At 67.6% G+C, this 26245-nt stretch carries 21 protein-coding genes, 1 rRNA gene and 5 pseudogenes; 20 read left to right on the plus strand and 7 right to left on the minus strand.

Annotation, left to right across the window (positions count from 1 at the left end):
- Positions 1–58: 58 nt before the first annotated feature.
- Positions 59–643 carry a M16 family metallopeptidase gene (locus ACWDVB_RS15615; RefSeq protein WP_451515379.1) on the plus strand — a complete coding sequence of 195 codons (585 nt, stop codon included), beginning with the start codon at positions 59–61 and terminating at the stop codon, positions 641–643.
- Positions 612–1040 (plus strand): annotated as a pseudogene (locus ACWDVB_RS15620) (insulinase family protein); the annotation flags it as partial. The gene ACWDVB_RS15615 and the pseudogene ACWDVB_RS15620, both read left to right, overlap by 32 nt.
- Positions 1041–1183: 143 nt before the next feature.
- On the opposite strand, the pseudogene ACWDVB_RS15625 reads toward ACWDVB_RS15620, so the two are convergent.
- Positions 1184–1589, minus strand: a pseudogene (locus ACWDVB_RS15625) (helix-turn-helix domain-containing protein); the annotation flags it as partial.
- 921 nt (positions 1590–2510) lie between these two features.
- Here ACWDVB_RS15625 and ACWDVB_RS15630 point away from each other — a divergent pair.
- Together ACWDVB_RS15630 and rrf are read left to right on the plus strand one after the other, a co-directional pair.
- The gene (locus ACWDVB_RS15630; RefSeq protein WP_451515378.1) at positions 2511–4562 is read left to right on the plus strand and encodes a hypothetical protein; all 2052 of its coding nucleotides are present in this window, start codon (positions 2511–2513) and stop codon (positions 4560–4562) included.
- Between the two features lie 338 nt (positions 4563–4900).
- Positions 4901–5017, plus strand: a 5S ribosomal RNA gene (rrf, locus tag ACWDVB_RS15635).
- 513 nt (positions 5018–5530) lie between these two features.
- Here rrf and ACWDVB_RS15640 read toward each other — a convergent pair.
- A pseudogene (locus ACWDVB_RS15640) lies at positions 5531–6035 on the minus strand (transposase family protein); the annotation flags it as partial.
- A gap of 15 nt (positions 6036–6050) precedes the next feature.
- Here ACWDVB_RS15640 and ACWDVB_RS15645 point away from each other — a divergent pair.
- Positions 6051–6217 (plus strand): annotated as a pseudogene (locus ACWDVB_RS15645) (DUF5133 domain-containing protein); the annotation flags it as partial.
- Positions 6218–6310: 93 nt separating this feature from the next.
- On the opposite strand, the gene ACWDVB_RS15650 reads toward ACWDVB_RS15645, so the two are convergent.
- Positions 6311–6922 carry a hypothetical protein gene (locus ACWDVB_RS15650; RefSeq protein ID WP_451515377.1) on the minus strand — a complete coding sequence of 204 codons (612 nt, stop codon included), beginning with the start codon at positions 6920–6922 and terminating at the stop codon, positions 6311–6313.
- 847 nt (positions 6923–7769) lie between these two features.
- Between ACWDVB_RS15650 and ACWDVB_RS15655 the strand changes: the two are divergent.
- The 3 genes and pseudogenes from ACWDVB_RS15655 (at position 7770) to ACWDVB_RS15665 (ending at position 10958) form a co-directional block, all read left to right on the plus strand.
- Positions 7770–8527, plus strand: a pseudogene (locus ACWDVB_RS15655) (MerR family transcriptional regulator).
- Positions 8528–9091: 564 nt separating this feature from the next.
- A complete protein-coding gene (locus ACWDVB_RS15660) occupies positions 9092–9847 on the plus strand; it encodes a transposase family protein (RefSeq protein WP_451515376.1) in 756 nt (251 codons plus the stop codon).
- 574 nt (positions 9848–10421) lie between these two features.
- Positions 10422–10958 (plus strand): HD domain-containing protein, encoded by a 537-nt coding sequence (locus tag ACWDVB_RS15665; RefSeq protein WP_451515375.1) that lies wholly within the window; start codon positions 10422–10424, stop codon positions 10956–10958.
- 4 nt (positions 10959–10962) lie between these two features.
- Here ACWDVB_RS15665 and ACWDVB_RS15670 read toward each other — a convergent pair whose 3' ends face one another.
- Positions 10963–11430, minus strand: coding sequence for an NUDIX hydrolase (locus ACWDVB_RS15670; RefSeq protein WP_451515374.1), 468 nt, complete (start codon positions 11428–11430; stop codon positions 10963–10965).
- Positions 11417–12187: an XRE family transcriptional regulator gene (locus ACWDVB_RS15675; RefSeq protein ID WP_451515373.1), complete on the minus strand. Its 771-nt coding sequence runs from the start codon at positions 12185–12187 to the stop codon at positions 11417–11419. Before ACWDVB_RS15675 ends, ACWDVB_RS15670 begins: the two co-directional genes overlap by 14 nt.
- Before the next feature lie 97 nt (positions 12188–12284).
- Between ACWDVB_RS15675 and ACWDVB_RS15680 the strand changes: the two genes are divergently transcribed.
- From ACWDVB_RS15680 to ACWDVB_RS15735, 12 genes are all read left to right on the plus strand, one after another.
- Entirely contained in the window at positions 12285–12983 is a 699-nt protein-coding gene (locus ACWDVB_RS15680; RefSeq protein WP_451515372.1) for a haloacid dehalogenase-like hydrolase, read from the plus strand.
- Between the two features lie 145 nt (positions 12984–13128).
- Entirely contained in the window at positions 13129–14226 is a 1098-nt protein-coding gene (locus tag ACWDVB_RS15685) for a hypothetical protein (protein ID WP_451515371.1), read from the plus strand.
- The gene (locus ACWDVB_RS15690; protein ID WP_451515370.1) at positions 14223–16271 is read left to right on the plus strand and encodes a phosphoketolase family protein; all 2049 of its coding nucleotides are present in this window, start codon (positions 14223–14225) and stop codon (positions 16269–16271) included. The genes ACWDVB_RS15685 and ACWDVB_RS15690 overlap by 4 nt, the downstream gene beginning before the upstream one ends.
- The gene (locus ACWDVB_RS15695) at positions 16268–17338 is read left to right on the plus strand and encodes an enolase C-terminal domain-like protein (protein ID WP_451515369.1); all 1071 of its coding nucleotides are present in this window, start codon (positions 16268–16270) and stop codon (positions 17336–17338) included. The genes ACWDVB_RS15690 and ACWDVB_RS15695 overlap by 4 nt, the downstream gene beginning before the upstream one ends.
- Positions 17320–17766 (plus strand): hypothetical protein, encoded by a 447-nt coding sequence (locus ACWDVB_RS15700; protein ID WP_451515368.1) that lies wholly within the window; start codon positions 17320–17322, stop codon positions 17764–17766. Before ACWDVB_RS15695 ends, ACWDVB_RS15700 begins: the two co-directional genes overlap by 19 nt.
- Positions 17763–18428 carry an HAD family hydrolase gene (locus ACWDVB_RS15705; protein ID WP_451515367.1) on the plus strand — a complete coding sequence of 222 codons (666 nt, stop codon included), beginning with the start codon at positions 17763–17765 and terminating at the stop codon, positions 18426–18428. Before ACWDVB_RS15700 ends, ACWDVB_RS15705 begins: the two co-directional genes overlap by 4 nt.
- A complete protein-coding gene (locus ACWDVB_RS15710) occupies positions 18425–19222 on the plus strand; it encodes a class I SAM-dependent methyltransferase (protein ID WP_451515366.1) in 798 nt (265 codons plus the stop codon). Before ACWDVB_RS15705 ends, ACWDVB_RS15710 begins: the two co-directional genes overlap by 4 nt.
- A complete protein-coding gene (locus tag ACWDVB_RS15715) occupies positions 19219–20055 on the plus strand; it encodes a creatininase family protein (protein WP_451515365.1) in 837 nt (278 codons plus the stop codon). Before ACWDVB_RS15710 ends, ACWDVB_RS15715 begins: the two co-directional genes overlap by 4 nt.
- Positions 20039–20803, plus strand: coding sequence for a phytanoyl-CoA dioxygenase family protein (locus ACWDVB_RS15720; RefSeq protein ID WP_451515364.1), 765 nt, complete (start codon positions 20039–20041; stop codon positions 20801–20803). Before ACWDVB_RS15715 ends, ACWDVB_RS15720 begins: the two co-directional genes overlap by 17 nt.
- A gap of 4 nt (positions 20804–20807) precedes the next feature.
- The gene (locus tag ACWDVB_RS15725) at positions 20808–21458 is read left to right on the plus strand and encodes an L-threonylcarbamoyladenylate synthase (RefSeq protein WP_451515363.1); all 651 of its coding nucleotides are present in this window, start codon (positions 20808–20810) and stop codon (positions 21456–21458) included.
- A gap of 79 nt (positions 21459–21537) precedes the next feature.
- Complete coding sequence (locus ACWDVB_RS15730; RefSeq protein WP_451515362.1) at positions 21538–22467, plus strand: hypothetical protein; 930 nt, start codon at positions 21538–21540, stop codon at positions 22465–22467.
- A 44-nt stretch (positions 22468–22511) separates the two neighbouring features.
- Positions 22512–24029 (plus strand): amino acid permease, encoded by a 1518-nt coding sequence (locus ACWDVB_RS15735; RefSeq protein WP_451515361.1) that lies wholly within the window; start codon positions 22512–22514, stop codon positions 24027–24029.
- Positions 24030–24073: 44 nt separating this feature from the next.
- On the opposite strand, the gene ACWDVB_RS15740 is transcribed toward ACWDVB_RS15735, so the two are convergent.
- Both ACWDVB_RS15740 and ACWDVB_RS15745 read right to left on the minus strand, forming a co-directional pair.
- Positions 24074–25753: a mobilization protein gene (locus ACWDVB_RS15740; protein ID WP_451515360.1), complete on the minus strand. Its 1680-nt coding sequence runs from the start codon at positions 25751–25753 to the stop codon at positions 24074–24076.
- A gap of 4 nt (positions 25754–25757) precedes the next feature.
- A complete protein-coding gene (locus tag ACWDVB_RS15745; RefSeq protein ID WP_451515401.1) occupies positions 25758–26129 on the minus strand; it encodes a plasmid mobilization protein in 372 nt (123 codons plus the stop codon).
- Positions 26130–26245: the final 116 nt, after the last annotated feature.

Here is a 26245-nt window from a genome sequence, read left to right on the forward strand (position 1 = left end):
CCGGCATGGCGCCCCTCTTTCGCCGACAGCAGTACCAGGTGAACAAGCGGACAGGAATATGCGAAGACTGACTCTGGACAACGGCCTTCGCGTGGTGCTCGACCCTCGCCCCATGGCCCCGGCGGTCGGCATGGCGGTGCACTACGCAGTGGGGTTTCGCAACGAGCCGGAAGGCCGTAGCGGATTCGCCCACCTCTTCGAGCACCTGATGTTCCAGGGAAGCCAGAACGTGGGGTCAAGTGAGCACTTCCGGCACGTCCAGACCGCGGGCGGCACCTCGGGCGCCTCCACGCACCAGGATTACACCGACTTCTACCAGGTCTGCCCAACCTCCGCGCTGGAGCGGATGCTCTTCCTCGAAGCAGACAGAATGGCCTCGCTGTGGTTGACGCAGAGGAACCTGCGTACTCAGCTCAGCGTCGTCAAGGAAGAGGTCCGTGCAAATGTGACGAACCGCGCATACGGCGGTTTTCCCTGGACGGTGCTGCCTGCCGTCCTCTACGGGACCTTCCCCAACGCGCAACGGCTATGGGCACTTCGGGGACCTCGACGGAGCCACCCTCGACGACTGCGCGGCCTTCCACTATCTGCACTATGCGCCGGGCAACGCCGTGCTCACCATCTCGGGCTCCTTCGCTCCTGACCGGGTCACCGACATGATCCAGCGCCACTTCGGCCGGATCCCTGCCCGGCCCGTACCGTCGCAGCCCCAGTTGTGCGAACCCCCGCTACCCGGGGAACGCCGGGACACCCACCACGACTTGCACGCTGCGCTGCCCGCCGTCGCCCTCGGATACCGAATGCCCGATCCGGTGGCCCAACGCGCCAACTATCTCGCCCATATCGTGCTCTCCCTACTCCTGACGGGAGGCGAAAACGCCCGGCTGACTCGAAGGCTCGTACGGGATAGGGGCGTGGCTGCGTCGGTGCGGACCGGCTGCGGATTCTTCGGTCCCCTTCAAGCGCGCGATCCCGACACCTTCCACTTGGTAGCCGCCCACCCCCCGCACACGGCTCTCGATGACGTCCTGGGCGAGACGGACGCCGAACTCGCGGACCTGGCCGCCACCGGGCCCGATGAGCCCGAACTGGCACGGGCCTCGGCCCGGTCGTTCACCGCAGCGGCTCGCGGCTACGACAACCTCCTGGTGCGCACACGCCACCAGGGTGCGTTCGAGGTACTTGCTTCGGCGAGAGCTTCCCCTAGGCGGGTCTTGCTGAAGCCCTTCTTGCGGCTGATCGGGTGAGTCGTACATCCGCCACGACACCGATGGGGCTACCGACGAGCGAGGCGACGAACGAGTCGATGTCCCGCCCTTCGTATCCGGCTGACCAAAGGCCGGGCATGACGGCGAATCCTGGGCCGCCCGGAATAGATCATCGAGGGACACCGAAAGAGCCTCAGCGACCGCGCCGACGGGTGGCTGCATCGCTCCCTCGCTCTCCAGGCGACCCAGCGTCCCGACGGCGATGCCGGTCTCCTTGGCCAGCCGTTCACGCGTCCACCCGCGGTCCTCCCGCAGCGCCCGTACCCGCTGGGCCAGCGCACGGGCGCTGTCGTGGGAAGGCGCCGAGCGATGACCTGCCATGTGCGGTGTTCCTGGTCAGTAATGAGCCGAGTTCGCGAACGCGCAGGTTCGGGGGCACTTGAGTGCCGCACTGGAGACTGCTCCTGGGAGAAGCCGACCAAGATCTTCTCCCAGATCTCCCCCAAGCGATCTCCAGGAACCACTCAGGGGCCCGACCCGCTCTGCGGATCAGGCCCCTGGCCTGGTACTTCAGCTGTCGGGGTGGCGGGATTTGAACCCACGACCTCTTCGTCCCGAATGAGGTTCGGGCGTGATTGACACCGGCTTGTTTGCTGTTTTGCCTGGTCAGGGCGTTGGGGTGCGGTGGTCTCGGGTGGTCTTGAAGAGGCTCGGGGAGCGGGGCGGCTCCCAGGTGGCTCCCAGCGGGGCATCAGCCAACGGCCGCCGAGTCCGTCTGACCCGCCGTATCAGCTCACACGAATCCTTGGCGCCATGACACTCGACCAGCGGGCTCAGATCACCATTGAGGGCGCCGCTCTGGCCAGCTCACAAAGCTGCCATGGTCGCTCGGCCGCGCCAATCGGCCACAGGGCATCCGGGCCGGCGGGATCCGCAAGACCACACCACTCGGTGGGACCTCGCTGTCGTCATGAGCCGCGGCAAAGAAGCCCTGTTCCCACGACAACCGCCTAGCACAGTTGGGCGGTCAACCGGTGTGATTCCAACATATTCAGACTTAGTGTCACCCCTGCTGCTAGCGTTTTCGGGCAGTCACACCAGCGGACTCAAGCTCCTCACCTTCGCCATGTTGGCGGTGGGCGGCAACGCCGGCAGTCGAAGCCGGTACGTCTCGGAAGTGCGGTCGAGCGTGCTGATGCCGTCTCGGACACATCGGGTCTTGCCCGGGCGAGCTGAGGGGGAGAACGGGAAACAGTGTGACCGATCTCCTTGGACGACCACGGCGTCCAGGTGCGTGCCTGGATGGACACCGGGACGAAGATCGGAAAACACCTGATGGAGCCATCATCCGGCGCGGGCGAGACCGTACTGCCCCGCCCTGTCGAAGCGCTGCCCCTACCTGCATTGGCGACGGCAGCACGGAAGCTTGCCGACAAACTCAGCGAACACTTCGCCATGGGCGAGCCCGCCGCATTGGCCCTCGCGCAGGCTGTCGTCGACCCCTCTGCCGCCCGACGAGCGGCAGAGTCACCAGAGCGGCTGCGGGTGCCCGGCGGCGTGATCCTCGCCATCCGGGCTGACGTATGGGCGCGGTATATCATTCCGGACCCACGAAACCCACGGATCGGTCCGTCGCGCCGGCACCCGGCCTCGAACCTGATCGGCACTGGCGAGAGCACGCGCTTCCGTCCGTTGGCCGAGCCCATCGCGGCGTCAGTGAATCGACCGGAACTCGTGCAGAGGCTCGCGAACCAGGAACACCTAGCGTGGGCGGCACAACTGTCCAAAGAGTACGTGCTCGACCACAACGATTGGCGCGAGTCCCTCCGTCACCAGGGGGTGATGACAGAGGTGTGGCTGGCCGCGACGACTTTTCAGCACGAGGACAGCACACCCGGGGTAACGGTTCCGGTCACGGTCGAGGGTTCGAGCCGAGTGACGTGCGCCCACGATCTGCTCGACCTCAGGTCCGCCGACGTTCCTTACCTCCGGGATGCGGCGAAGCTGCGTTCCCACATCCGCAAGCTCAACGCTGCGATCACAACTGCAGGCGACCCCGCACAGGTTGACCCCGAGGTGGCGGTCACCGTGCGCTGCGAACGGCTTCCGGCGCTTCTGCTGGTCGGTTTCGAGCCGCATGACGGCACGACTGCTGACTTTGGCGTCGCGGTGAAGTCGTTGGTCGCACTTCGGCACGTCGACTCCCCAAAGCCGTGGGGTGAAGCTGCAGAGAACGAGGCCCTCGCCGACGCCGTGGTGGACGAGATCGAACGGCGGAAACTGATTACTCCTGCCAAGGCCGACTGGCTGCGCGGTGCCCTGACTCCCGACCAGGCGATGGCGGCTGGATTCAACGACGATCCATCCGTCCGGGCGGCGGCAATCGTCCGGCTCTTCACCGAGCGTAGTCAGTCGTTTCACGCTGCTGTGCGGGTCGCCATCACCGGACAGAGCACCCGCAAGAACATCACCACCAAGCTGCTACTCGACGTGGCTTCCTCTCTGGTCATGCGCTCGGTTTCGGAAGAGGACGGCCGCAGGCGGGAACGGATGCGTAAGTACCTGAAGTCGGCTTACCCAGGTGAGCTGGCCAAGGACTGGGAGGCCACTTTCCGTAGTACGGAGGAGCTGGCCCAAGCTGCACTTGAGGAGGTGGCAAAGGGGGAACCAGGCGCGGCGACCCGGGAACTTGCGGCACGCAGCGCCTATCCCCTGGTGATCAACGGCCAGCTCACGGGTGACCGTGGCTCAACCAACAACGATCAACCCGATCGTCGGCACCCAGGCGAGGTCATCGACCGTATGCGCAGTACCCAGCACGGCGTGCACCAGCTCAAGCAGACGCTCCTTGACTCTGCGGCGGGGCGCAGGACCCGCAAGGTGGACGAGACGGGACGGGTCACTCAGAACGACGACGGCCGCGACATCCTCGTCACCGACGCGGACCTCCGCCTAACCTTCCCGGCCGCTGGCGAAGGTCCATCACCCACGCCGGCTCCTCGGAACGCGGCTGAGGTTCTCGGGAATGCCCTGCATGACCTGGCCACCTCGATCCAGGCGGTCGAGGGTGCGGTCAAGGTCGTGGAGGCGGTTAGGTCCGACGACGGGACCCGTGCTATCGATTCGCTGGGCGCTGACCGAGCCGACTGTGAGGCGTGGCGGAACGTCCTGCAGGACGTTCTATTTAAGCTGCCCGTCTGGCAACAGCGGAGTGTCCAGCGACACGGGATTATCGCCGAGGGCCCGTACGACCTCGACGCGGACCGTGACGATGAGGAAGCCGAGGAATCGGACGATGAGTTCGACTGTCAGTCGAAGGATGAAGACACGCCGCCTCCGGGCGAGGTGGTTTGAGTCGCTTGCCCGTCCGGGGTTCTCCGGATAGGCATAGAAGCCCGGCCGCGTGCCGGGAGCCGCGACGCGGATAGACAGTGAGGCCCACCCGCCCGACCAGGGCGAGGGCGGCAACGCCGGTCTTCCGGGCTTCTGCTCGGGAAGCCGGTACACCTTGGGGCCGAAACCGCGATCCGCTGCCGCCTGCCGTTACACCGGGCGTGACCCGGAAGACATCAAGTGGGGGTCGTGCTCCGAACGATCGGCGGGACACCATCCCAGCCGAGTGGAATCAGCCGAATGATGACCTGTATGCTTAGTCCTCGAAGTGCTTCTCTGCTAAGGAGCGCTCATTAGTTTTCGGTGACCATAGCGGTGGGGAAACGCCCGGCAACATTCCGAACCCGGAAGCTAAGCCTGCCAGCGCCGATGGTACTGCGAGGGGGACCTCGTGGGAGAGTAGGTCGTCGCCGATACCTTATTCGAGGGCCGCCCGTCTTGTGGGGCGGCCCTCGCTGTTTATACGTCGCAGCACCAGGACTCAGTCAGTGCCGCTTGCAGGGGCGTAGACGTGGGTGGGCCTGTACCATCCCGAGGACAGGGAGCGGCCGATCGAGGGCCGCTTGGTCGTATGTGTTGCTTGTAGGGGCCGCCTGGGTTGCCTAGCCCTGGCGCTGCGGGCGGAAGATCCGGAACCCCGTCACGGTTGGTACGGTGGGCTCGGCCCGGTACACCACGAACGCATCGCGACGATGCTCCGGCTTGCTATGAGTGCAACGCCCAGCCGGACCGGGCCCCCACGGCCATCTGCCTGGACCGAGACGGATGGCGGATCAACGACATCGCGTAAGTGCTTGGTTGCTCCAGGGTTTGCGTCCCAGTCCGCGCCGCCAACGGGCCAGTTACGGGGGCCCTCAGCCTGGATGCGAGCGGCCAGATATTCATAATTCGCGGCGCCCATGCACCACGACATGGAGCCTTTTCCAACCTCAGGTTGAGGCGTGGTGAAGGACAACGACAGCCTTCACACTGCCGGTGATCAAGGTTGGTGCTGCAGCGGAGTTTGCGCAGGAGGCGCCAGCCCGTGAGGGCAGCCATGGCCTGTTCACCGAGGCAGCGGGACTTGGTGTGGGTGCTGTTGTGTCGACGCTTCCAGCTTTTGAGCTGCCGGCCACGGAACGGTACCCGGGCCGGGTGGCTGGCACCTTGGTATGCCTTATCTGCCGAGCACTTCACGTCCGCGTCTGCCAGAGCATCGATGATGCCGGGGGTCCGTGCGGCGGTCAGGTCGTGGGTCGAGCCTGGCAGTGCGGGCGAGGCCCACAGGAGACGTCCGAATGGGTCGGTGAGGACATGGGCGTTCAGGCCGTGGCGTTTGTGCTTCCCGGAGTAGTACGGGGTGTCGGCGGCGATCCGGTCGATCGGCAGTAATGTGCCGTCCAAGATCACGAACGCCTTCGTCCGCACTGTCCTCATCGCTTCGGCCAGGACCGGGAGTACGCGGCGCCGCGGGCCCTCAACGCCGCAAAGGGAAGCAAGCAGGTACAGCAGCGGATGGATGACGGGGCCTACACGCTGTGCATCGCCACCGGCACCGCCGACATCGACGTCGCCTTGATCGCCGCCCGCCACCAACTCCCCGGCACCGCCCCGAAGACGACTCCCTCGCAGCCGCCGGGCCGCGGGTTCACCCCGCGCACAAGACACAGCGGCAGGACACGACCCCCGCGCGCTCATCGTCCCTCCTCCAGTGCACAGCGCGGAGGGCGTCACTGGGTGAAGGTGTCGGCGTATCCGTAGACGGGCAGTCGGCCCGGGCCGGTGACGCGAAAGGGCCGGGCGTCGTCCGTCACGGTCTCGCTGTGGGCTTCCCCCTCGGAGATCCAGTGCACTTCGACGCTGAAGCGGACATCGTGGTCCCCAGGAAGCAACTGCAGGTCGAGTTGTTCCGGGTCGCTGTCAGAGACCGTCAACGGGAAATCGACGGCTTTGCCGGCCCCCTTGGTGACCGGCTGAAGGCGGATCTGGCGCTGCATGAGGTCGACATCGAAAGCCCGCGGCGACAGCGCGCCACCACAGTCCATGTTGATGACGGATCCCTTGCGCGGGACCGGGCCGGCGGAGATGCGGTGGACGGTTACGCCGGTGACGACAATGGCCTCCGACGTCTTGGCCTGCAAGGTCAGCGCCAGAGTGGCCGGACCGTCCTTGGGCGAGGTGACCGGCGTGGCCTGGTCCAGCTTGTCGTTGCTGGCGTCCTTGCGCAGCTCGGTCAGCGACTTGTCGGTGTAGACGGGGCAGGAGCCAATCACGTGGTGCACAGTCAGGCCGGGCGGGTCAGACACCTGCTGCTGAACCCAGCCCCACCCTCCGGTGATCACGGCGACTGTAATAGCGGTTGCCACCCCCAGCACTGCAGGGACCAGGTACTGGGGACTCCTGAACTGGGAGCGTCGCCGAGGTGGGCGGGTGGGCATGGGAGGAACGCCACTTGGGCCCGCTGGCGTCCCGCCCGATGCATTGTCTCCCGGCCTCGGCGGTATGTCCCCGCTCATGTCAGCACCCCCGTACGACGACGTGAACCAAATCCTTTCACGGTGCCGCGAGCAGCGACATGTTTTCCTCTCCCTCGGGCGGCTCGCACAGGAATGAAGATCCGGCACCTGCGCCAGCCTTGAACCCTCGAAGACTCCGGTGAGCGAGGTCGCGGGCGACGGCCCGGCTGCGCCCCTCCTCTGTCTGCTCATGGTCAGGGTGCGTGTGAGGGGTTGTCAGGTCGCGCACGCCGACTAGAAATTGCCTCTTCCCTGAGGAATCATCCGCTCTAGAGCAGGTTGTGTACTGCGTGATGCTGGTACAGGTCGTGGACCTGATTGCAGGTCAGGTCGCGGTTCCGAACATGTGCCGAATGCTGTGCCTGCGCACATATGGGCCCCTCTGGGCTGCAACCTGACGCAACCATCGCTCCAGGGACGCCCCGCTCACAGGTCAGTCGCTGACCGCACCCGCATCAACGTCACGACGGCGTGACGGGTGGTGCCGGCCGCGACCTCTACAACTAGGCCGTGTTTTGAAAGTTCCTGGTGTGCTGGGTGGGCCGTCGGGGAAAGTCGCGGGCCGTCATCCAGATCGCGAGGGTGCGGGCTTGCGGTTGCCGCGGCGGCAGCTTCTACCGTCCTTAACAGGGCCAGAAACCGGCCCGGCGACGCGATCGTGAGGGAGACAGCGATGGACTGGCCTATCGCGGAGGTCGCTCGGATGTCGGGCGTGACCGCCCGGACCTTGCGGCACTACGACGAGGTCGGCCTGCTGCCGCCCGCCCGGATCGGGACCAACGGCCACCGCTACTACGGGGAGCACCAGCTGCTGCGGCTGCAGCAGACTCTCGTACTGCGGGCACTGGCGTAGGGCTTCCCGAGGTCGGCCGGATCCTCTCCGAGCAGGTCGACGAGGTGGACGCCCTACGCGGCCACCACCGGCGGCTGCTCGCCGAGCGGGACCGGATCGACGCCCTGGCAGGCACCGTCTCCCGCACGATCGCCGAACTGGAACGCTCCAGAAAGGACGGCAACCCTATGACCATCAACCGACCGGAGAACCTGTTCGGGGGCATCCAGCCCTCCCAGTACCAGGAGAGCCTGCACGACTTCCCCGAGCACGCCGAGGAAGTCGCCCGCACGGTCGCCGCGATGACCCCGCAGGACATCGAGGCCGGACAGCGCGAGCGCACGACGCAGATGATCCTGCTGGCCGACCTGATGGCCGCTGGCCACCCGGCCGACGCCGCGCCCGTGCAGGCCCAAATCGACGCCCAGTACCAGGCTATGACCGAGCTGCGGCCCGTCTCCGCCGACGAGTACCGCGCCGTCGGACGCTCCTGCGTGGACAACAGCGCCTGGCGCGCCGCGTACGAGGCGATCGCACCGGGCCTGGCCGCGTACCAGCGCGACGCCATCGAGGTGTATGCCACAACCCGGCTCAGCTGACTGCTTTCCGGGCTGTCCCGCGAGACCAGCCCGGAGAGTAGTTGGTTCGTCGCACCAACAGGCTCACCTCGCCCGGCCTATCAGTTGCCGAGCGAGGTACTGCGGCCGCGGACGCGAGCGTCCCAAGGACGTCCGCAAGGTAGGCAGCCTGCCTGATCCAGGACGGATCACCCGGCAGTACACACGGGGCATCCGCTCGTAGTTTCCTCACCTGCGGCAGGCATCCACCTCATCTCGTCAGCCGAAACCGAGCGCCCCCTGTCCGAAGTCGACCGGGGCGGGGGTGGGTGGAGGCAGCGGTGCATCGTCTCGACAGGCAGCTTCCCAGCATCGACTTCGGTCCTTCTTTATGCAGTTCACGTACTCCTATAGGTACGAACCTGGCAATCACCACTGGGTGAACGCGCGATCGTCAGACGGTCCCTGCCTCCCGTAGTCACCTGCTGGCACTGAGCTGTTTCCAGCTGGCCTCACTGACCGCGAGTTGGGCCGTCCTGCGCAACGACGAAGCTCCTGGTAGATGGGTTCTCGACCAAGATTACCCATGTCCGCCAGGAGCTTCGCGTGCTTGTCTACCCGTCCTCGATCGACTTGTCCACCCGCACCCTGCGGTTCCTGGCCGGACAACTGGCAGCCAGGCGACGGGACATCGGGACGCGATGGCGGCGGCTTCCCGTGGCACGTCAAGCCCTGCTCGCCCTGGCCCACCTGCGGTGCGGTGACACCTACTCCCAGCTCGCAGCGGGGTTCGGCATCGGGATCGCCACCGCCTACCGCTACATACGTGAAGCCATCGAGGTCCTGTCCGCCCTCGCCCCGACCCTGGCCGAAGCGATGAAGACCATCCAAACCAAGGCGTTCATCATCCTCGACGGCACCCTGCTGCCCATCGACCGCATCGCCGCCGACAACCCGTACTACTCCGGGAAACACAAACGCCACGGCATGAACGTCCAAGTCCTCACCGATCCGTTCGGACGGCTGCTCTGGTTCTCGCCGGCTCAACCCGGCTCGACCCACGATCTGACCGCCGCCCGGCAGCACGGGATCATCGACGCCCTCGCCGCAGCGGGCCTCAGGTGCTGGGCGGACAAGGCGTACCAAGGAGCCGGTGGACACGTCCGGGTCCCGTTTCGGGGCCGCCGCCTCAAGCAGTGGAAGCGCCGCCACAACACCACCCACGCCAAGATCCGTTGCCTCGGCGAGCAGGCCATGGCGACTCTCAAGGGCTGGCGCCTCCTGCGGAAACTCCGCTGCAGCACCAACCGAATCACCGACGTCGTAAAGGCCGTCGTCGTCCTTCATCATGCGTCAGCATGAGGTTGGAAAGGGCTCAAGGCCAGACGGAATGCGCGCGTGCTCAGTCCGGCCACCAAACAGGTGACGAACTGAGATCGCGCCGGTGCAGCGACTCAGATGATGCTGCCGGCTGCGGGCCGGATTCAATTTCGCTTCGGGTCTCGCAGACCTGCGGTTGCTCTCCACAGGAGAGGCGCGGCAAACTTCTGGGTCGCCACCGGACTACCCAGAGCGGGCCCAATTGCAGGGCCCCACCTCTAGCACCCGTGTGGGTGCCCACTGCCACCGGACTGCCGCCCGGCAGCAAAGACTCTCGCGCCAACCCGTTACCCGTACGGCCGAGTCGCAGGATTGGGTGAAAGGTCCGTCAGACGGGCTCCGTCCTGACAGCCTTGCATCGTCCTCACCCCGGTATGGGCCGTCGATAAGCCGGACCCGCGGGTGCATAGGGCCCAGTGTGGAGCAGTGGCGCGCCGAGAGTGGGTGGCGCCGACGGGCTGGCGCATCGATGAGGGCATCGTTGTCCCATGCCGTATCCCCATGGACTCTTCAGCCGTATCCTCACGGCGTGAGGACAGTGGTACGCGAGTACGAGATGGCCGAAGCATTGTTGCGTGAGCGCCTGCCGCGGCGGTGGGCGCATACGCAGGGGGTGGCGGCCTGCGCCAGAAAGCTCGCCCCCCTTGTGGACGACAGGGGTCACGTCGTGGAGGCAGCAGCCGTGTTGCACGACATCGGCTACGCACCGCCCCTAGTCGATACCGGCTTCCACCCGCTCGACGGTGCCCGTCACCTGCGGGCGCTCGACGCGGTCGACGATCGAGTCGTTCGCCTGGTGGCGAACCACTCCTTCGCCCTCCTGGAGGCCGAGGAGCGCGGGCTTCGGTCGGAGCTGGCCGACGAGTTTCCGTTGCTTGACGACCCATTGCTCGTCGACGCCCTGGTGTACTGCGACATGACGACGACGCCGGACGGCGGCTGTACGACGTCCGAGGAGCGAGTCGGCGAGATCCTGGGCCGCTACGGCGCGGACAGCATCGTCGGGCGGTTCATCCGCCGGGCCGCGCCTGAGATCCACGCCAGTGTCGGGCGGGTGCGGGCCTTGGCGGATGAAGCGGGCCTCGTGCTCTGAACCGCTATCCGAGGTAGGGGTAGGTACCGGCCAGAAAGTGGCCGATCTGTTCGTGCATGCTCGGGTGGATGTCGAGGGCGCCTAGGTCATCGGGGTGTATCCAACGCACCCCGTCAGCCTCCTCGTTGACCGTAGGTGCGCCGCCGACGGGACGCCCGATGTACGCGACCTCGAACTGCTGGCGGATCTCGCCGTCGGTGTACGCGACGATGTGCGACGGGTTCGAGTAGACGCCGAGGAATCCGGTGACCTCCGCGACGATGCCGGTCTCCTCCTCGCATTCGCGTACCGCGCACTGGGCGGGGCTCTCGCCGATGTCCTGGGCGCCTCCGGGCAGGGCCCATTGGCCGGTGTCACGGCGTCGCTGCAGGAGGATTTCCCCGTCGTCGTTCACGACGAGCAGGTTGCTGGCGGGGATCAGGGTGTTGGCCTTGGGGGCCTTGGGGTCGTAGTAGTACTCAGTCCTGCCCACTGCGGTGGTGCTCCTGCCTGTCGGGCGCCCAGGGGCGCGCTGTTTTCCAGACCGCTTCGAAGCTCTCGTCGTACCGGTCGAACCATTCTGCGTTGGCGGTGCGGCGGAGCTGGAAGAGCGGATTCGCGCTGGCCGGGTGGCCCCAGATGTGGGTGTTGACCAGAAGGTGGTCGTCGTAGCGGAAGAGGGAGTTGTACAGCGTCGTGTCGTGCAGGCGTACCTCGCAGCCCGGGTGGCCGACGAGGGGGCGGTAGTAGGTGAGCGAAGCCCTTACCTTGGCGGCCAGGGTGTCGCCGATACCTTCCTCGTGGCCGCGGATGCGTACGGCTTCTCCTGCCGGATCGCCGAAGCACAGACGCACACGCACGCCGGCCTGGGCGCGTTCCTGGAGCATGCGAGCGATGTGAGGGTTGCTCTGTGCGAAGAAGGTGCCGGAGAAGACCAGGACGTCGATCTGCTTCATGGCCCCTAGCAGCAGGGAGATCCATACATCGCGGGGGACGCTCGCGCGGTTTGGGTACGTGTCCGCGATCTCGGACTGCGCGGCACCGAAGCGAGATGTCTTCTCGCTTGCCTCGGGCCACAGGTATGTCTCATCCACCCGCAACAGGTTGGCGACGGCCCAGCGGTGTCGACGGTGGGGGACCCGGCCGCTGACCCAGCGGCTGGCCGTCTTGGGGTCGACGGAGCAGGCTTCGGCCACCTCATCCACGGTGAGGCTGCGTTGCACGAGTGCGGAACGAAGTCGCTCATTCACTCAGGTAAGCCAACCGGACCGCACTGCCTGCGACAAGAGCATCTTCCGACAACACCGGGGGAAAGGCGGGAGCTGTACGTCTGCCTACGCTGGTGGTGTGCCACTCATCGTGCTTTGGGACATCGACCACACGCTCATCGAAAACTCGGGCGTCAGCAAGGAGATCTACGCGGCGGCTTTCGCGACGGTCGCCGGCCGCACGCCTGACCGCCCTGCCCGTACGGAAGGGCGGACGGACCGCTTGATCCTCGCCGACATGTTCCGGGATCACGGGTTGGAGCCACCGGCCTGGGAGCGGATCGCGCTCGCCCTGGAGGCCGCGGGCGCGAGGCGCGAAGCGGAGCTCTCGGCGCGCGGCTCAGCTCTTCCCGGTGTGCGGGAGGCACTCACGGCGGTAGCTGCGGAACCGGACATGATCTCCTCGGTGCTCACAGGAAATATTGCCGCCAACGCCCGTGTGAAGCTGCGTGCCTTTGGGCTCGATGTGCTCCTGGACATGGAGTGCGGTGCGTACGGAGAACACTCGGAGGACCGTGCCGCCCTCGTGAAGGTGGCCCGAGAGCACATTCAGCAGACCCATGGCCTTCCGCACGACACGCCCGTCGTGCTGATCGGTGACACCCCTCGCGACGTCCAGGCTGCCCTCGACTCCGAGGCTCATGTCGTCGCCGTGGCGTCTGGCATCCACAGCGTCGACGAGCTGCGGGCCGCCGGGGCAGCGGTGGTTCTCTCTGATCTGCGGGGTGTCGCCGCTCTGGTGAGTCATCTGCGCTCGCTGGCCGAGGGCAGCGACTGAAAACGTCCCAGGACGTCCCCGAAAGGTCCCAGGACGGCGTTCGGCGTCCTCGTGTTCCACGACAGTCTCTGCGTGTCGTCGGCAGCTGAACCCTTACGGGCCGCCGGCGCATCACCCCCTCCGGCTGACTGGACGGAGCACGCGCATGACGGCACTACTCAGCGGACAGACCAGCACGACCTCCACGCTCAGAGCGGTGGAACGGCTCGCAGCCAAGTACCGCGTGCCTGTCGAGGACGCGCTGCTCATCGCGGTCAATCTGCACGGCATCGACTCCGATCTGCCGCGCCACCGGGCCCGCGTCCAGGTCCGACTGTTGAGCGCGCCATCGGTGCCCTGGCAGCTCATAGTCCCCTTGAACGTCACGGACTCCCCGTTCCGGCTCACGGGCGAGCACCTCACGCTGGGCGGCGCGCCAGTCGGAACCGTCGAACGCATCGATGCGGACGAGGCGGTCGGCGGGTACTTCCGCGATGGCGGCGCGGCTCTCACCCTCAACCCGAATGCGCGAAGCCGTTGTGTGGGGTGCGCCTTCTGCCCGAACACCCTTGAAGCTGCCGCTGACCCTCGGCTCTCGGAGGAGCGGGACCTGCGGGAGCTCCTCTCCGCTCTGCGAGAGCAGCACCCGCGCCGCGACCTGACGGAACTGCGTGAGGTGACCGTCTCAACCGGTTGCTTCGAACGCGAGGCGGCGGCGGTGCATCACCTTCGCACTCTGCGGGCCGTGCTCAACGAGCATGGTGTCAAAGCGCGAATCGGTTTCCTGACCTCAGTGCTGGGATCCAGGTACGCCTTTGATCAACTCGCCCGCGACGTGACACCCTTCGTTCTGCGGCTCACCGCTGAGTGCTTCACTCGCCGGGATCTGCTGCTGAAGGCCAGCAAGGCTGTACTCGTGGCATCGCAGATGCCGGGAGTGCTCCGGCGCGCGTTGGAAGCCGGTCACGGCAGCTCCTTCACCTACATCGTGGGGTTGGACGGGCTTGAGGCCCTGCATGCGGGCGTCGGTGCGCTGGCTCCATACGTCTCCGAGTTCCCCAACTTCCAGGTCTACCAGGCCCACAACTCAGTCATGGCCGGTCTGCGTACCTCCGGAGCCCAGGACCTGGAGCACTACTTGCAGGCCCGTGTGGTGATCGAGGACATCATGGGCCCCACTGGACTGCGGCCCGCCGCATGGGAGTGCTACCGGCCCCTGTGGTACTTCACCTTCGCTGAAGAGCCCCTGGTCGGTGCGCGGTGACCGAGACCGCCCTTCTGGCCGATGCTCTGTGGCGAGCGACCGTCTACGTCTCGGTCTGTCAGCTGCATCTGCGGGACAACGTCCTGCTCACGGAGCCGCTGGTCGCCGAGCACGTGAAGGAGCGTCCCTCCGGCCACTGGGGCACTGTGCCTGGCACTGCGTGGGCGTTGTCCCACGTGGCGCTCGCTGCCGGGCACCTGGACCGGCGAGTGGATGTGGTGCCGCTCCTGGGTGCGGGGCACGCTGGTGTCGTCCAGCTCGCCGCGTCCTGGGTCACGGGGGCACTCGGGAAGGTGCGGTCGCGGTTCGGCTCGGATGCGGACGGCCTGCGGCGGCTGGCGCAGGCGTTTCCGGACGTGGAGGGCCTCGGGTCCGAGGTCTCGCCCCCTCTCCCCGCTGGCGGCTTCCTCGGCGGGCGCCTCGGCGGCTGTCTTCCGTTCGCGCAGGGAGTCGCCCTCGACGCACCGAACAGGGTCGTCGTGCCCATCATCGGGGACGGCGAGTGTGAGACCCCTACGACCGCAGCGAGCTGGCTGGGGCAGAGAGTCCTTCCCGGTGCCTCGGTACTGCCCATCGTGCACGCCAACGGTTTCCGCATGGGGCAGCAGTCGCTGCTCGGCGCGATGAACGACGACGAGCTTCGCGCGTACTTCGGCGGTCTGGGCTGGGCGGGCTCGGTGGTGCATGTCGTGATGGGCGCTCCGAAGGAGCACAGCGTCTTCCAGGTGGCGTTACGGGAGGCACTGGAGGAGACGCTTGCGGGCCGGCACACGGTACTGATCCTGCGCTGTATGAAGGGCTGGGGCGGCCCCCCATCGCTCGGAGGCCGCCCCCTGCTGGACACCTCCGCCCTGCACAAGACACCGCTGGTCAACCCGCACACCGATCAGGAACAACTCACCGAGCTGGCCCACTGGCTCGCCTCCTACCGGCCCGCAGATCTCTTCGATCCGAGCGGACGTCCCCGCGGGGAACTAGTCGAGGCGGTGGCCACGGCTCGCTGGTGCTCCTTCGCTCCAGCCGAGCGCCCGGGGGTGGCAGGGCGGGCCTCGGTGCTCCGACAGGTGGACACGTTCGGCGAAGCGGTCACCGAGGTCATAAAGGGGCACACCACCCGTGGAGACTTCCGCGTCCTCAGCCCGGACGAGCTTTCGTCCAACCGGCTCCCGGGCCTGGTCGGCGAGCGCTGGGCACACGAACTCCTGGCGGAGGAGGTGCTGCTGGAGTGGCTCGCCGGCTGGACCGCCAGTGGGCGTCGAGGGGTGATGGTCTCGTACGAGGCGTTCGCACCGCTGCTCACCAGCGGCTTGGTGAGTCACATCAAGCAGCGGCGCTTGGCCGCGATGGGCCTGCCCAGCCTCAACCTTCTGCTCACGTCTTATGGGTGGCACAACGTCTACACCCACGGTGATCCGTCTCTGGCCAGTGCACTCCTCGCCCTGGCCGATCCGCGGGTGCGCGTGCTGACACCGGCGGACCCGGTACGCACCGCGGTCGTCCTGGACGAGGTCTTCGACTCCGTCGATGGCGTCAACCTCGTGATCGCCGGAAAACACGCCTGCACCGGACACCCCGTCGCCACGCTCGACGAGGAGCGTGAGCATGGCTTAGCGATCTGGCCGCACCTCAGCGACGACGGTGAGCCCGATCTCACGATCGTGACGGCTGGAGACATCCCGGCCGCCGTCGCCACGGAGGCCGTGGACGCCATCCGCCATCGGTATGGGTGCCGCGTTCGCGTGGTGAACCTTCTCGACCTGACCGTTCTCGGCGACTCGTCGCGGTGGCCTCGCGGCCTCGACGACGGGGAGGTCGACCACTACCTCGGCACCCACGCTCCCGTGCTCCTCCTCACCCTTGGCCACTCCGCAGCTGTCTGGGGGCTGCTGGCCGGACGGCTACGTCGCCCCGTTGACGTCATCGGCTGGCAGGAGCCGCCTGGCCCCATGCCCCAGCGCTCCCTGGCCCATGCCCTCCGCATGGATCGGTCGGGCGTGGAGCGATCCGCCGGCCTTCTGCTGGACTCCCGCGAGGTGGTCCGATGAACCCGGCGACCATCGAGCGCCTGGAGATCGCCGAAGTGCGGGAGAACACGGCCCCGGGCGACGACGCGATCTTCATCATGATCCACGGCGCGGGTGCTGTCGGCTCCTACGGTCCGGTCAGCCAGCGGATCGGCAGCTATGTGAGGGATGTGTTGGCATCCGTCGTGCCTGGCGCCGATGCCCTGGATCACGTCCGGCTCCTGGAGCGGCTGCGTACGGCGTCGCGTCGAGTCCCGTCGGAGGGCGCGTCGTGGGCGGTCGGTGTGATCGACTGTGCCGTCTGGGATCTGCACGGCCGGCTCGCCTCCTGCCCCGTCGCCGCCCTCCTGGGCACCGATGCGCAACGGTCAGACGTATCCGCCTACGCCTCCTGGCTTTCCCAGGACCTGGCCGCCGTCGAGGACTTGGACGTACTTGGCAGGGTCGCGTCGGGCGGCTGGTCCTTCACCAAGTGGGGACTGCGTCGAGCGTCGGCCGACGCACCCGATCTCGCCGCCGTGCGCATGGCGAGAGCTGTAGAGCGGAGTGCCCAGGCCATCGGCGCCCCGCTTGCTGTCGATGCGGTGGGTACCTGGACTCCAGCCGTGGCCATGGCCTTCGCCCAGAGTGTGGATGGCGGCAGCCTCCGCTGGCTGGAGGACCCGCTGCCGCGTCACGACCTGGACACCTATGCGCTCCTCGCGGCCACGCACTTGCCGCTGGCCGTTGGGGAGCGCGCGCACGTCGACGAGGACCCGGCCGGGCTGATCCAGTACGTCAGCCCCAGCGCTCTGACCCTTGACGTCGTCGGTTGCGGCGGTCTTACCCGTGCACTTCAGATTCTCGACGTGGCCCGCGCCCAGGCCGTCCCCGTCTACCCGCACGGGCGCTCGCTCGTCCCCGGTCTCCACCTCGCGGCCGCCCATCACGACGCCGTACCGGCCGTGGAGTACCGGCTCCAGTGGGAGCCGAGACGGCAACTCCTCTACGACACCCCACTTCATGTGGAGCACGGACGCATTCGTCTGCCGGCCACCCCAGGTCTCGGCACGGCCCCGAGGAGCACGGCATGCCCAGCACATCGATGACCGTCGCTGTCCACGGCACGGTCGTCCAGGGACCTGATGGGCCGTTCCTGGTGCTCTCCGAGCGGCTCGACGGCCACGACACCTTCCTCAAGGGGAGCCTGGAGACGGGAGGAAAAAGGATCTTCGTACGCATCCTCACCCTGGACGACGTCACCGTGTTACGCCCGGCGGGGCACTCCGCCGTCCCTGCCGTGGGAACGGAGTGGGACGGAACGCTCCACCTTCCGCATGGGTTACGTCCACGCACCGTGCCGCCGGACCTTGAGCAGGCAGCCGCGAAGGAAGGGCGCACCCTGGAGGCGCTGGACGAGGCGGAGCTGCGCTACGTCCTGACCTACCTGTCCGAGTCCACGACCACCACCATCAGACAGGCGCGCGTCGAGGCCATCGTCTCCGCCCTGCCGGCGATCACCGGGAGGCCCCAATGACCACCGATCCCTCACTCCTGGTCATGGTCGACGTCGGCGGAACCCTCGGCACCGCCGATGGCCCGGGCCTGACGATGCGGCTGACGGAAGCCTCCCCGCTACCCGCGGCTCAGGCCCGGGCGGTCATGCGGGCCAGCCTCCACACCCAACCGGAGATCACCGACGCCGTGGCAGCCGGGGTCTGTGAGGCATTGGGGGTACCACCAGAGTCATTCCCCCGTGATCTTTCCCCGGCCCCGTTCCGTCTCTTCCCTGGCACGACGGAGGCTCTACGCCGGATCAGTGGCGTCGCGACCGTGGTCACGCTGTCCAACGTCACGTGCGTCGACGCCGACACCGAGGGACTGCGCAGCCTGCTCTCCCCCTGGGTGAGCGACTACTTCCCCTCCTGCCGCATCGGACACACCAAACCGGACTCCCGCGCCTTCCACACCGTCATCGACCAACTCGGTGCCGTCCCCGATCGCGTGATTCACGTCGGCGACGACTGGGCCTGCGACATCGTGGGGGCCGTCGAATCAGGCATCAGGGCCGTCTGGATATCCCGCGGGCGCCAAGTCCCCGATGAAGACTTGGTCGTTGCCCACGGCGTACGCGTCGTAGCCGACCTGACGGCAGCCGCCACGCACATCGAACATCTCGCAGCAGGGAGCGTCACATGAGCCTCTTCGCCGGAACCACCACGTACTACCGCCAATTCCGCCCCGGCATCCCCGACGATGTGGCATCGGTACTCGACCGCGCTGCCCCGGCACGCCCCGATGGCCACCGCCGGCTCCTGGACATCGGTACGGGAACCGGGCTCGTGGCCGAGGCCCTCCTCGACCGCTTCGGCGACATCATCGCCGTCGACAACGACGCCGACATGCTTGCCGCGGCCGAGTCGGCACTGCGGCCGAAGCTCCCCGACGGCTTCAGCCTGTCCCTCGTCCAGAGCACGGCCGAGGACTTCAAGCCGCCCGCTGGCTGGCAGGCCGAACTCGTCACCATCTGCCGTGCGTTCCACTGGCTCGACCAAGCCGCCGTCCTGACTCTCCTGGACGAGCAGGTCGCTCCAGACGGCGTGGTCGCCATCTTCGGGGACAACAGCTTCTGGGCCGCTGGGAGCCCCTGGAAGGAAGCCGTCCGGGATGTGGTGAAGAGCTTCCTCGGAGAGCAGCGGCGGGCGGGATCCGGCACTTTCCAGCACCACAACCGCCCCTACAGCGAGATCATGGAGGAGTCGCCCTTCAACGAGGTCGAGGAAGTCCGCGTACCCGTCCAGCGCACCTGGTCCGCGGAGAGCATCCTCGGTTACCTCTACTCCACGTCCTTCGCCGCTCCGCACCTCTTCGGTGACCGGCTGAAGGAGTTCGAAGGCGCGCTGAAGCACCGGCTGGCCGACTTCAGCGACAACGACACCTTCCCCGAGGAGAACGAATTCCTCATCCGCCTCGGACGGCGGAGCAAGAAATGACACTTGCTGGCGAGGCGCGGTCCTACGGCAGGCTGACGGCCTCGCACCTCACGTCCGAGCTGAGTGAGCGGTCGATCCTCTGCCTGCCGGTCGGGTCTCTTGAGCAGCACGGCCCGCACCTGCCGCTGAACACGGACAGCGTCATCGCCGAGCGCTTCTCCTCACGACTGGCCACGCATGTCGCGGACCGTCACAACCTTTGGGTCGTGCCCCCTGTCCCCTATGGGCTCTCTCCGGAGCACGCCTGGTCACCCGGCACCATCACCCTGAACGTCTCGCTCTACACCGCCCTGATCGAGACGCTGGTGGGGGAGTACATCAGGGCCACCCCCGCGCGTACGGTCCTCATCGTCAACGGCCACGGAGGCAATAAGGGCGTCCTTGAGGCCCTCGTACACCAACTCCAGCGCACGCACGATGCGGCAACCTGCGTGGTCAATCCCGGCTCTCTCGCCGCCGGCCGGCTCCAGGACGACGGCGAGTTCCCCGAGGTGCACGCCGGCGTCCGGGAGACCTCCCTGATGCTCGCCCTCGCACCCGACGACGTACGGATGGACCTCCTCCCGAGCGAGCCCATTCACGATCCCGCCCGACGGGAGGAGATCCAGCGCCTCGTATTCGGCCGGGGCACCACATGGCCCTGGTCGTCGGACGACCCCGCGATCTCCGCGCACGGAGTCATCGGTGGCGACCCGCGGCAGGCCACCGCCGATCACGGCCAGGCCCTCGTCACCGCCGCCCTGGAGGCGTGTGTGGACGTGCTGGACCGGCTCGTCCCACCCACATCCCACGAACCGACCGGCGTACGGGGGCCCCATGCGTCTCACAGCTGAGGAGAAGGCGACCTTCAAACGGGACGGCGTCCTCATACGACGCGGCTTGGCCGACCCCGACCAGGTGAAGCGAGCCGTATCCCTGATCGACGTGTCGTACCGCAAGGAAATGACTCCGGACGACATATCCGCATACTCCCGGTGCACCTTCGCCCCAAAACTGGGGGACAGCGCAGAACTGCTCGCCTTATACACGGAGACAGACGCGGCCGAGCTCGTCGGCGACCTGCTCGGCGCCGCCGCACCGGTCACGACCGCGCAGATCCAGATACGCGTGCCCGAAAGCGAGTTCCCAGGCATGCAACCGGTAAAGGCCATGCATGTCGACGGGGTCTCCTGCCCTCACCTGGACCCGCGCGAGCTGCGTACGTTCTCCCTGCTGGTCGGCGTGATCCTCTCCGACGTCAGCGACCCGCGGTGCGGAGCGCTGCACTACCTGCCCGGCGGGCACCTCGCCATGGCCCGCTGGTTCGCCGAGGAGTGGTCCCTCGGAATGACAGAGCAGGTTCCGCCAGAGATCGACCGCGAGCGAGGCATCCCGTTTCTCGGCCGCCCCGGGGACGTCCTGTTGATGCACCACCTCGTTCCCCACACGGTGGCCCAGAATTTCATGCCGTTCCCCAGGGTGATGGCGTACTTCCGCGTCTCCCACCCGCATCACGCAGGCCGCCGCCTCGAAGCCCTCCGCGCCCCCTGGCTCGACTACCCGCCCCTCGCGGATATCCCCGCGCCTACTTTCCAGGAGTAGCACCATGCGCATCGTCTACCCCGGCGAACTCGATACCGCTGCCCGCGCCATCGAGGCCGGAGGGCTCGTCATCGTTCCCACCAACCGCTGGTACATGATCTGCGCCGATGCCAGCAACGCAGACGCCGCCGGCAGCATCTTCGAGGGGAAGCGGCGCCCGACCGGCAAATCCCTCGCCTACGTCACTCCCTCGCTGACTGTCTGTGAACAGCACTTCCAACTCGGAGCCGAGGCGCGGCGACTCGCCCAACAGTTCTGGCCCGGCGACCTCGCACTCCTCCTGCCGTGGCGGGACCCCGACGACGCCGCACGCCATGCCGCTGTCGGCTCGCCGGCGCTCACCACCATGGCGCCCGGGTTCCTCGGCGAACTGGCTGCACGGGCCAAGGTCCCTGTAGCGGCGACGACGGCCAACATCTCTGGCGACGCCGGACCGGATGACCGCGGGCCCGCGGTCACCCTCGACGAGGTCCATGCCTTCCTCGCGGTCTCCGGCCTCACGGTGTCCGTCGTCGTCGACGGAGGGGTCTGCCCCGCGGCCAACCACATGACGATCGTGGACTGCTTCACCCCGGAGGCCAAGCTCGTACGCACGGGCCTCGTCCACCAGCGAGCTGTCAACGCAGTCCTTGGACGGGAAGTGCGGCCCTCCTGATGGAGATATCGAGTCGCGTCGCGTGGGGACGGGCGCTGGGGCCATGCAGGCTGCGGATCGCGGTCGAGGGCGGGAAGGAATGAGGCCCAGGCCACTCCTCGACACGCACCCGGCGAGGGGCGACGAGGCGCTGCGGCGGGTTCTCGAAGATGCCTCTATGGGCCGCTGGGAGGGCCCGCGCGATCTCCTAACCTCTACCGGACCGGATTGGGATCGCCGGATCTTCCGCCTCCAGGTCCTCGCCGAAGCGGGGGCACGGCTCCGGTTCGCGGACACCTGGGCGAAGGCCGAACCGCGCTCATCACACGCCCTCGCCCTTCTCGCGAACGTCCAGGCTCTGCGCGCCATGATCGTCGGACGGGACGCGGGCCGGGCGCTCATGGAGGAAGCGTGGGCCACCTGCCGTGCCGCTCTGGATGTGTGGCCGCAGGACGTCGCCCCCTTGATTGTCATGCTCGCGCTACTTCGCACTCATGCTCCCGATCGGGACACGCTCTGCCACGTGTGGGAGGAGATCAAGCAGCGTGACCCGTGGAACCGCGAGGCGCACCACGAGGTCATCGCGTACCTGCTTCCCCGCCATCACGGCAAGCCAGGTGAGGCGGCCTGGTGGGCCGAGGAGCAGGCATCCGTCGCGCCCCAAGGCTTGCCCATAGCGGCCCTGCCCTTGGTCGCCCTGGCGGAAGCACACCGGTCCCGCCAGGAGCAGGACCAGACGTCATACGGCCTGACGATCCACCCATGGGTCGACTGCCCGCAGATCGATCCGGTGCTGGAGCGCTGGTGGCGCTACCGAGCACCGCAGCCTCACGCCTGCTTTGCCGACGACGCCAACTACCTCGCCCACGCCCTGTCGTTCGCGAACCGCCACCACGAGGCCCTAGAGGTCTTTGACGCGATCGGCCCGTACGCCACGCAGGTGCCGTGGTCGTACTGCGGTCGGCCTCGCGAGCTGTTCCTGCGGCACCGCGGCTGGGCCTACAGCCCTCCGCGACGCCGACACCGCTGAGCACCCGAACCATCCCCCTTTCACGTACGAAGGACGGAACCCCTGTGCCTCTCGACGTCTCCCGCGTCTCCGACGAGGAACGCCTCAAGCAGCTCGGCTACCAGCAGACGCTGTCCCGCTCGATGTCCGGCCGCGCGAACTTCGGCGTCAGCTTCACGATCATCTCGATCCTGTCCGGCTGCATGACCATGTACGGCTACGGCATGAACACCGGCGGCCCGGCGGTGATCATGTGGGGCTGGCTGTTCGTCGGCCTCATGACACTCTTCGTCGGGCTGTCGATGGCCGAGGTCTGCTCCTCCTATCCCACCAGCGCCGGCCTGTACTTCTGGGCGCACCGCATGGCTCCGAGACGCTCGGCGGCGGCCTGGGCGTGGTTCACCGGATGGTTCAACACCCTCGGCCAGATAGCCGTCACCGCGGGCATCGACTTCGGCGCCGCCAACTTCCTCAACGCTCTGCTTGATCTTCAGTTCGGATACGCCGCCACGCCAGGGCACACCATCACGCTGTTCGGGATCATCCTGGCCCTGCACGGCGTCCTCAACACCTTCGGCGTGCGCATCGTCGCCGCCCTCAACGAGGTGTCCATCTGGTGGCACATCCTCGGCGTCGTGGTGATCTGCGGCGCCCTGGTCCTCATTCCCGACCACCACCAGTCGGCCCACTTCGTCTTCGGTGAGTTCGTCAACAACACCGGCTTCGCCTCCAGCACCTACGTGGTGCTCATCGGGCTGCTGATGGCGCAGTACACCTTCACCGGCTACGACGCCTCGGCCCACATGACCGAGGAAACGATCGACGCGGCCACCGCCGGCCCCAAGGGGATCGTCCGCTCGATCCTCGTCTCCCTCGCGGCCGGATTCATCCTCCTCTTCGGCTTCACCTACGCCATCGACTCCTACACCGGCGCCCTGGAGTCGGGCACCGGTGTGCCCCCGGCACAGATCCTCATGGACGCCCTCGGCGCGGCGGTCGGCAAGTGGCTGCTGCTCGTCATCATCGTCGCCCAGCTGTTCTGCGGCATGGCATCCGTGACTGCCAACTCCCGGATGATCTACGCCTTCTCCCGCGACGGTGCGCTGCCCTTCTCCCGGACGTGGCACAAGCTGCACCCCGGCACACGCACCCCCACCAATGCCGTCTGGCTCGCCACCGGTGGTGCCTTCGTCCTCGGTCTGCCCTACCTGTGGAACAGCACCGCGTACGCGGCCGTCACCTCTATCGCGACCATCGGCCTCTACATCGCGTACGTGATCCCCACGTTCCTGCGGCTGCGCCTGGGGAGCCGGTTCGAGCGCGGCCCCTGGCACCTCGGCTCCTGGTCCACCACGGTCGGCACGATCGCCGTCGCGTGGGTCATGGTGATCACGGTGCTGTTCATGCTGCCGCAGAGCTCCCCAGTCACCGCGGACACCTTCAACTACGCGCCGATCGCGGTCGGGGTCGTCGTCGCCTTCTGCGGTACCTGGTGGCTTGCCTCAGCCCGCAAATGGTTCCTCAACCCAGCCCACCCCCGCAACGCCAGCCCCGCTCATGAGCGGGAAGCGGCGCGCTCGTAAGCCGCGGCGGAGGAGGAACGGCTATGTTCAGCCCGTTTGTGCGGTCAGCGCCGGCGAGCAGCACCGTTCGTCGGCCTGGCGCCGGGTGCGCTGGCGCCGGGGACAGGGTGCTGCAAGGTGGCCTGGGCACGAGGGCCGGGGGCGTGGCGTTGGCCGAGGCGCTGGATGCGCCAGGTCAGGGCGCGGGCGGGGTTGCGGGCGTCGTCCAGGGTGCGTTGGCTGACGGCCTGGTTGAGGACGGTGGCCGCGTTGTGCCCTGCTTTCTCGGCCTCGGCGAGCACTGCGGCCAAGGCATCCCAGGCGGCGTCGTCAAGGATGCGCTCGGCGTAGGTGGGCACCGCCTTGTGGACGTACTGGGCGAGGCGATGCTTGGTCTGCAGGGTGGGTGCGTGGCGGGCGAGGCTGCCCAGCACCGGTGTGGCGATCTGTGCGTACGCGGTCTGCAGGTGGAGGAGGGCCTGTTCGGCTGCCGCCTCTTGCTGGGCGTGCTGGCGGGTGCGGTGCCAGTGCCGGGCGAAGGCGACCGCGGTTAGCGCGGCGTCGATCAGCATCGCCAGGCCGGACCCGTCGCCCACGGATTCGGGGTTGTGCCAGATCGCCTGGACGCTGCGGCGCAGGACGCGGGCGCTGTCGAGGTCGGTGGTGACGCGGGAGCGGGTGGCGCGCTCGAACGCGGCAGCGGCCCGTTCCAGCTCGACCTTTACTGCGGTCGGTGCGGTGAGCGGCAGCAGGTCCAAGGCGGCGCCGAGCGCTACGAGCTGGCCTTGGGCGGCGGGATCGTCACCGTGGGTGAGGTGGTGGGGGATGCGTTCGGTGGCGGCGGTGGCCCGGTGCCACGGGTTGCCCGGCGGGGCGGCGGCGGGTTCGGGGCTGGTGGTGGTGAGGCGCTGGCGGATCTTGGGCAGGGAGAGGTCGCTGGCGAGGGTGGAGCCCGCGTACCAAATGGGTACGGCCTGTTTGTTGACGTCGCCGGGCAGGGCGACGCTGTAGCCGGTCACGTCGCCGGACGGCTCGGTCTTCGGGCGTACGTTCACGCCGGTCGCCTCCAGGAAGGTGAAGAACTCAGCTTCGCTGGAGGCGGCGGCCACCGCGCGGCGTACGCGCAGGCGCAGGATCTCGCGGGATGTGGCGTCCTGGCCCAGGCGCTTGGCCTTGAAGTGCTCTTTGCTGGTGGGGCGCTTGGCGGCGGTGCCGTCGCCCGGCTTCAACCGCCGCAGCCCGTAGTCGATTTCGATTTGGCGGGCTTCCTTCTGGACGGCACGCTGGTCGTAGTCGCGTTTGGGGCGTCGGCCGTCTTGGCGGATGAGGGTGGCGGCGATGTGAATGTGGTCGTCGGCGTGGCGGACGGCCACCCAGCGGCAGGCTTCCTCGTCCCTGTCGGGAGCGATGCCGGCGGCTGCCACGATCCGGCGAGCGACCTCCGCCCACTGGGCGTCGGTGAGGATGGGGTCTTCGGGTGCGGCCCGGACGGGGCAGTGCCACACGGTGTCCTTGGGTGCCTTGTCGCCGAGCATCTGCACGGGCTGGTCGAGCTGAGCGACAAGCTGCTTTTCCACCTCCTTCGGGTCGCGGTGGGGGCTGCGGCCGGGGTCAGGGGCGAAGCCGTTCCAAGACGCCACCAGATGCGGGTCGGTGTGCTCATTGGCCCGGCCCTTGCCGAAGAGGTATCCGATCGTGCGGCGGGTAGCCTCCGGACCCCTGCCAAGGATGATCTTGGGAATCACCGGCTCACCGGCCCTCCGTGATCTGGGCCACGGCGGTGTCCACGTCGGCGATCGACACCTCGACCCGGTCCAGGAGCCGCTGGACGGTGTCAGGGTGGGGCCAGGCGCCGTCCTTGTTGAGGTGCCAGGTGAGCTGGTTGAGGTTGTTGCCGATCTTGCCCAGTTGTCCGTTGGCGGCCATCAGCGCCTTGACCATGGCGCGATAGTCGGCGACCGCGGCGGTGGGGTCGCCGGAGCAGGCGGCGGCCAGCGAGCACTCGGCGACGTAGCCGCCGAGTTGCATGCGGCTCAGGGCAGCGGCGTTCTTCACGAGGGCGTACTCGTCGTCGTTGTAGCGGGGGTGGACGCGGTGCTCGCGCAGCTGCTTGTCACGCAGACGGCGACGCGGTGCAGGCTGCTGCGGCGCGTTCGGCGACGGCTCGCTTGTCCCTCCCTCGGTCGGCTCCCCCGGGCCGGCCGTCTCCGGTGCCCCCTCGGCGCCGGAAGCCTCCG

Source organism: Streptomyces sp. NPDC003379 (assembly GCF_053589195.1).

Coding starts and splice junctions, on each gene's coding strand:
- ACWDVB_RS15615 (WP_451515379.1), top strand. CDS start 59: ATGCGAAGACTGACTCTGGACAACGGCCTTCGCGTGGTGCTCGACCCT.
- ACWDVB_RS15630 (WP_451515378.1), top strand. CDS start 2,511: ATGGACACCGGGACGAAGATCGGAAAACACCTGATGGAGCCATCATCC.
- ACWDVB_RS15665 (WP_451515375.1), top strand. CDS start 10,422: ATGGCCGAAGCATTGTTGCGTGAGCGCCTGCCGCGGCGGTGGGCGCAT.
- ACWDVB_RS15685 (WP_451515371.1), top strand. CDS start 13,129: ATGACGGCACTACTCAGCGGACAGACCAGCACGACCTCCACGCTCAGA.
- ACWDVB_RS15695 (WP_451515369.1), top strand. CDS start 16,268: ATGAACCCGGCGACCATCGAGCGCCTGGAGATCGCCGAAGTGCGGGAG.
- ACWDVB_RS15700 (WP_451515368.1), top strand. CDS start 17,320: ATGCCCAGCACATCGATGACCGTCGCTGTCCACGGCACGGTCGTCCAG.
- ACWDVB_RS15705 (WP_451515367.1), top strand. CDS start 17,763: ATGACCACCGATCCCTCACTCCTGGTCATGGTCGACGTCGGCGGAACC.
- ACWDVB_RS15710 (WP_451515366.1), top strand. CDS start 18,425: ATGAGCCTCTTCGCCGGAACCACCACGTACTACCGCCAATTCCGCCCC.
- ACWDVB_RS15715 (WP_451515365.1), top strand. CDS start 19,219: ATGACACTTGCTGGCGAGGCGCGGTCCTACGGCAGGCTGACGGCCTCG.
- ACWDVB_RS15720 (WP_451515364.1), top strand. CDS start 20,039: ATGCGTCTCACAGCTGAGGAGAAGGCGACCTTCAAACGGGACGGCGTC.
- ACWDVB_RS15725 (WP_451515363.1), top strand. CDS start 20,808: ATGCGCATCGTCTACCCCGGCGAACTCGATACCGCTGCCCGCGCCATC.
- ACWDVB_RS15730 (WP_451515362.1), top strand. CDS start 21,538: ATGAGGCCCAGGCCACTCCTCGACACGCACCCGGCGAGGGGCGACGAG.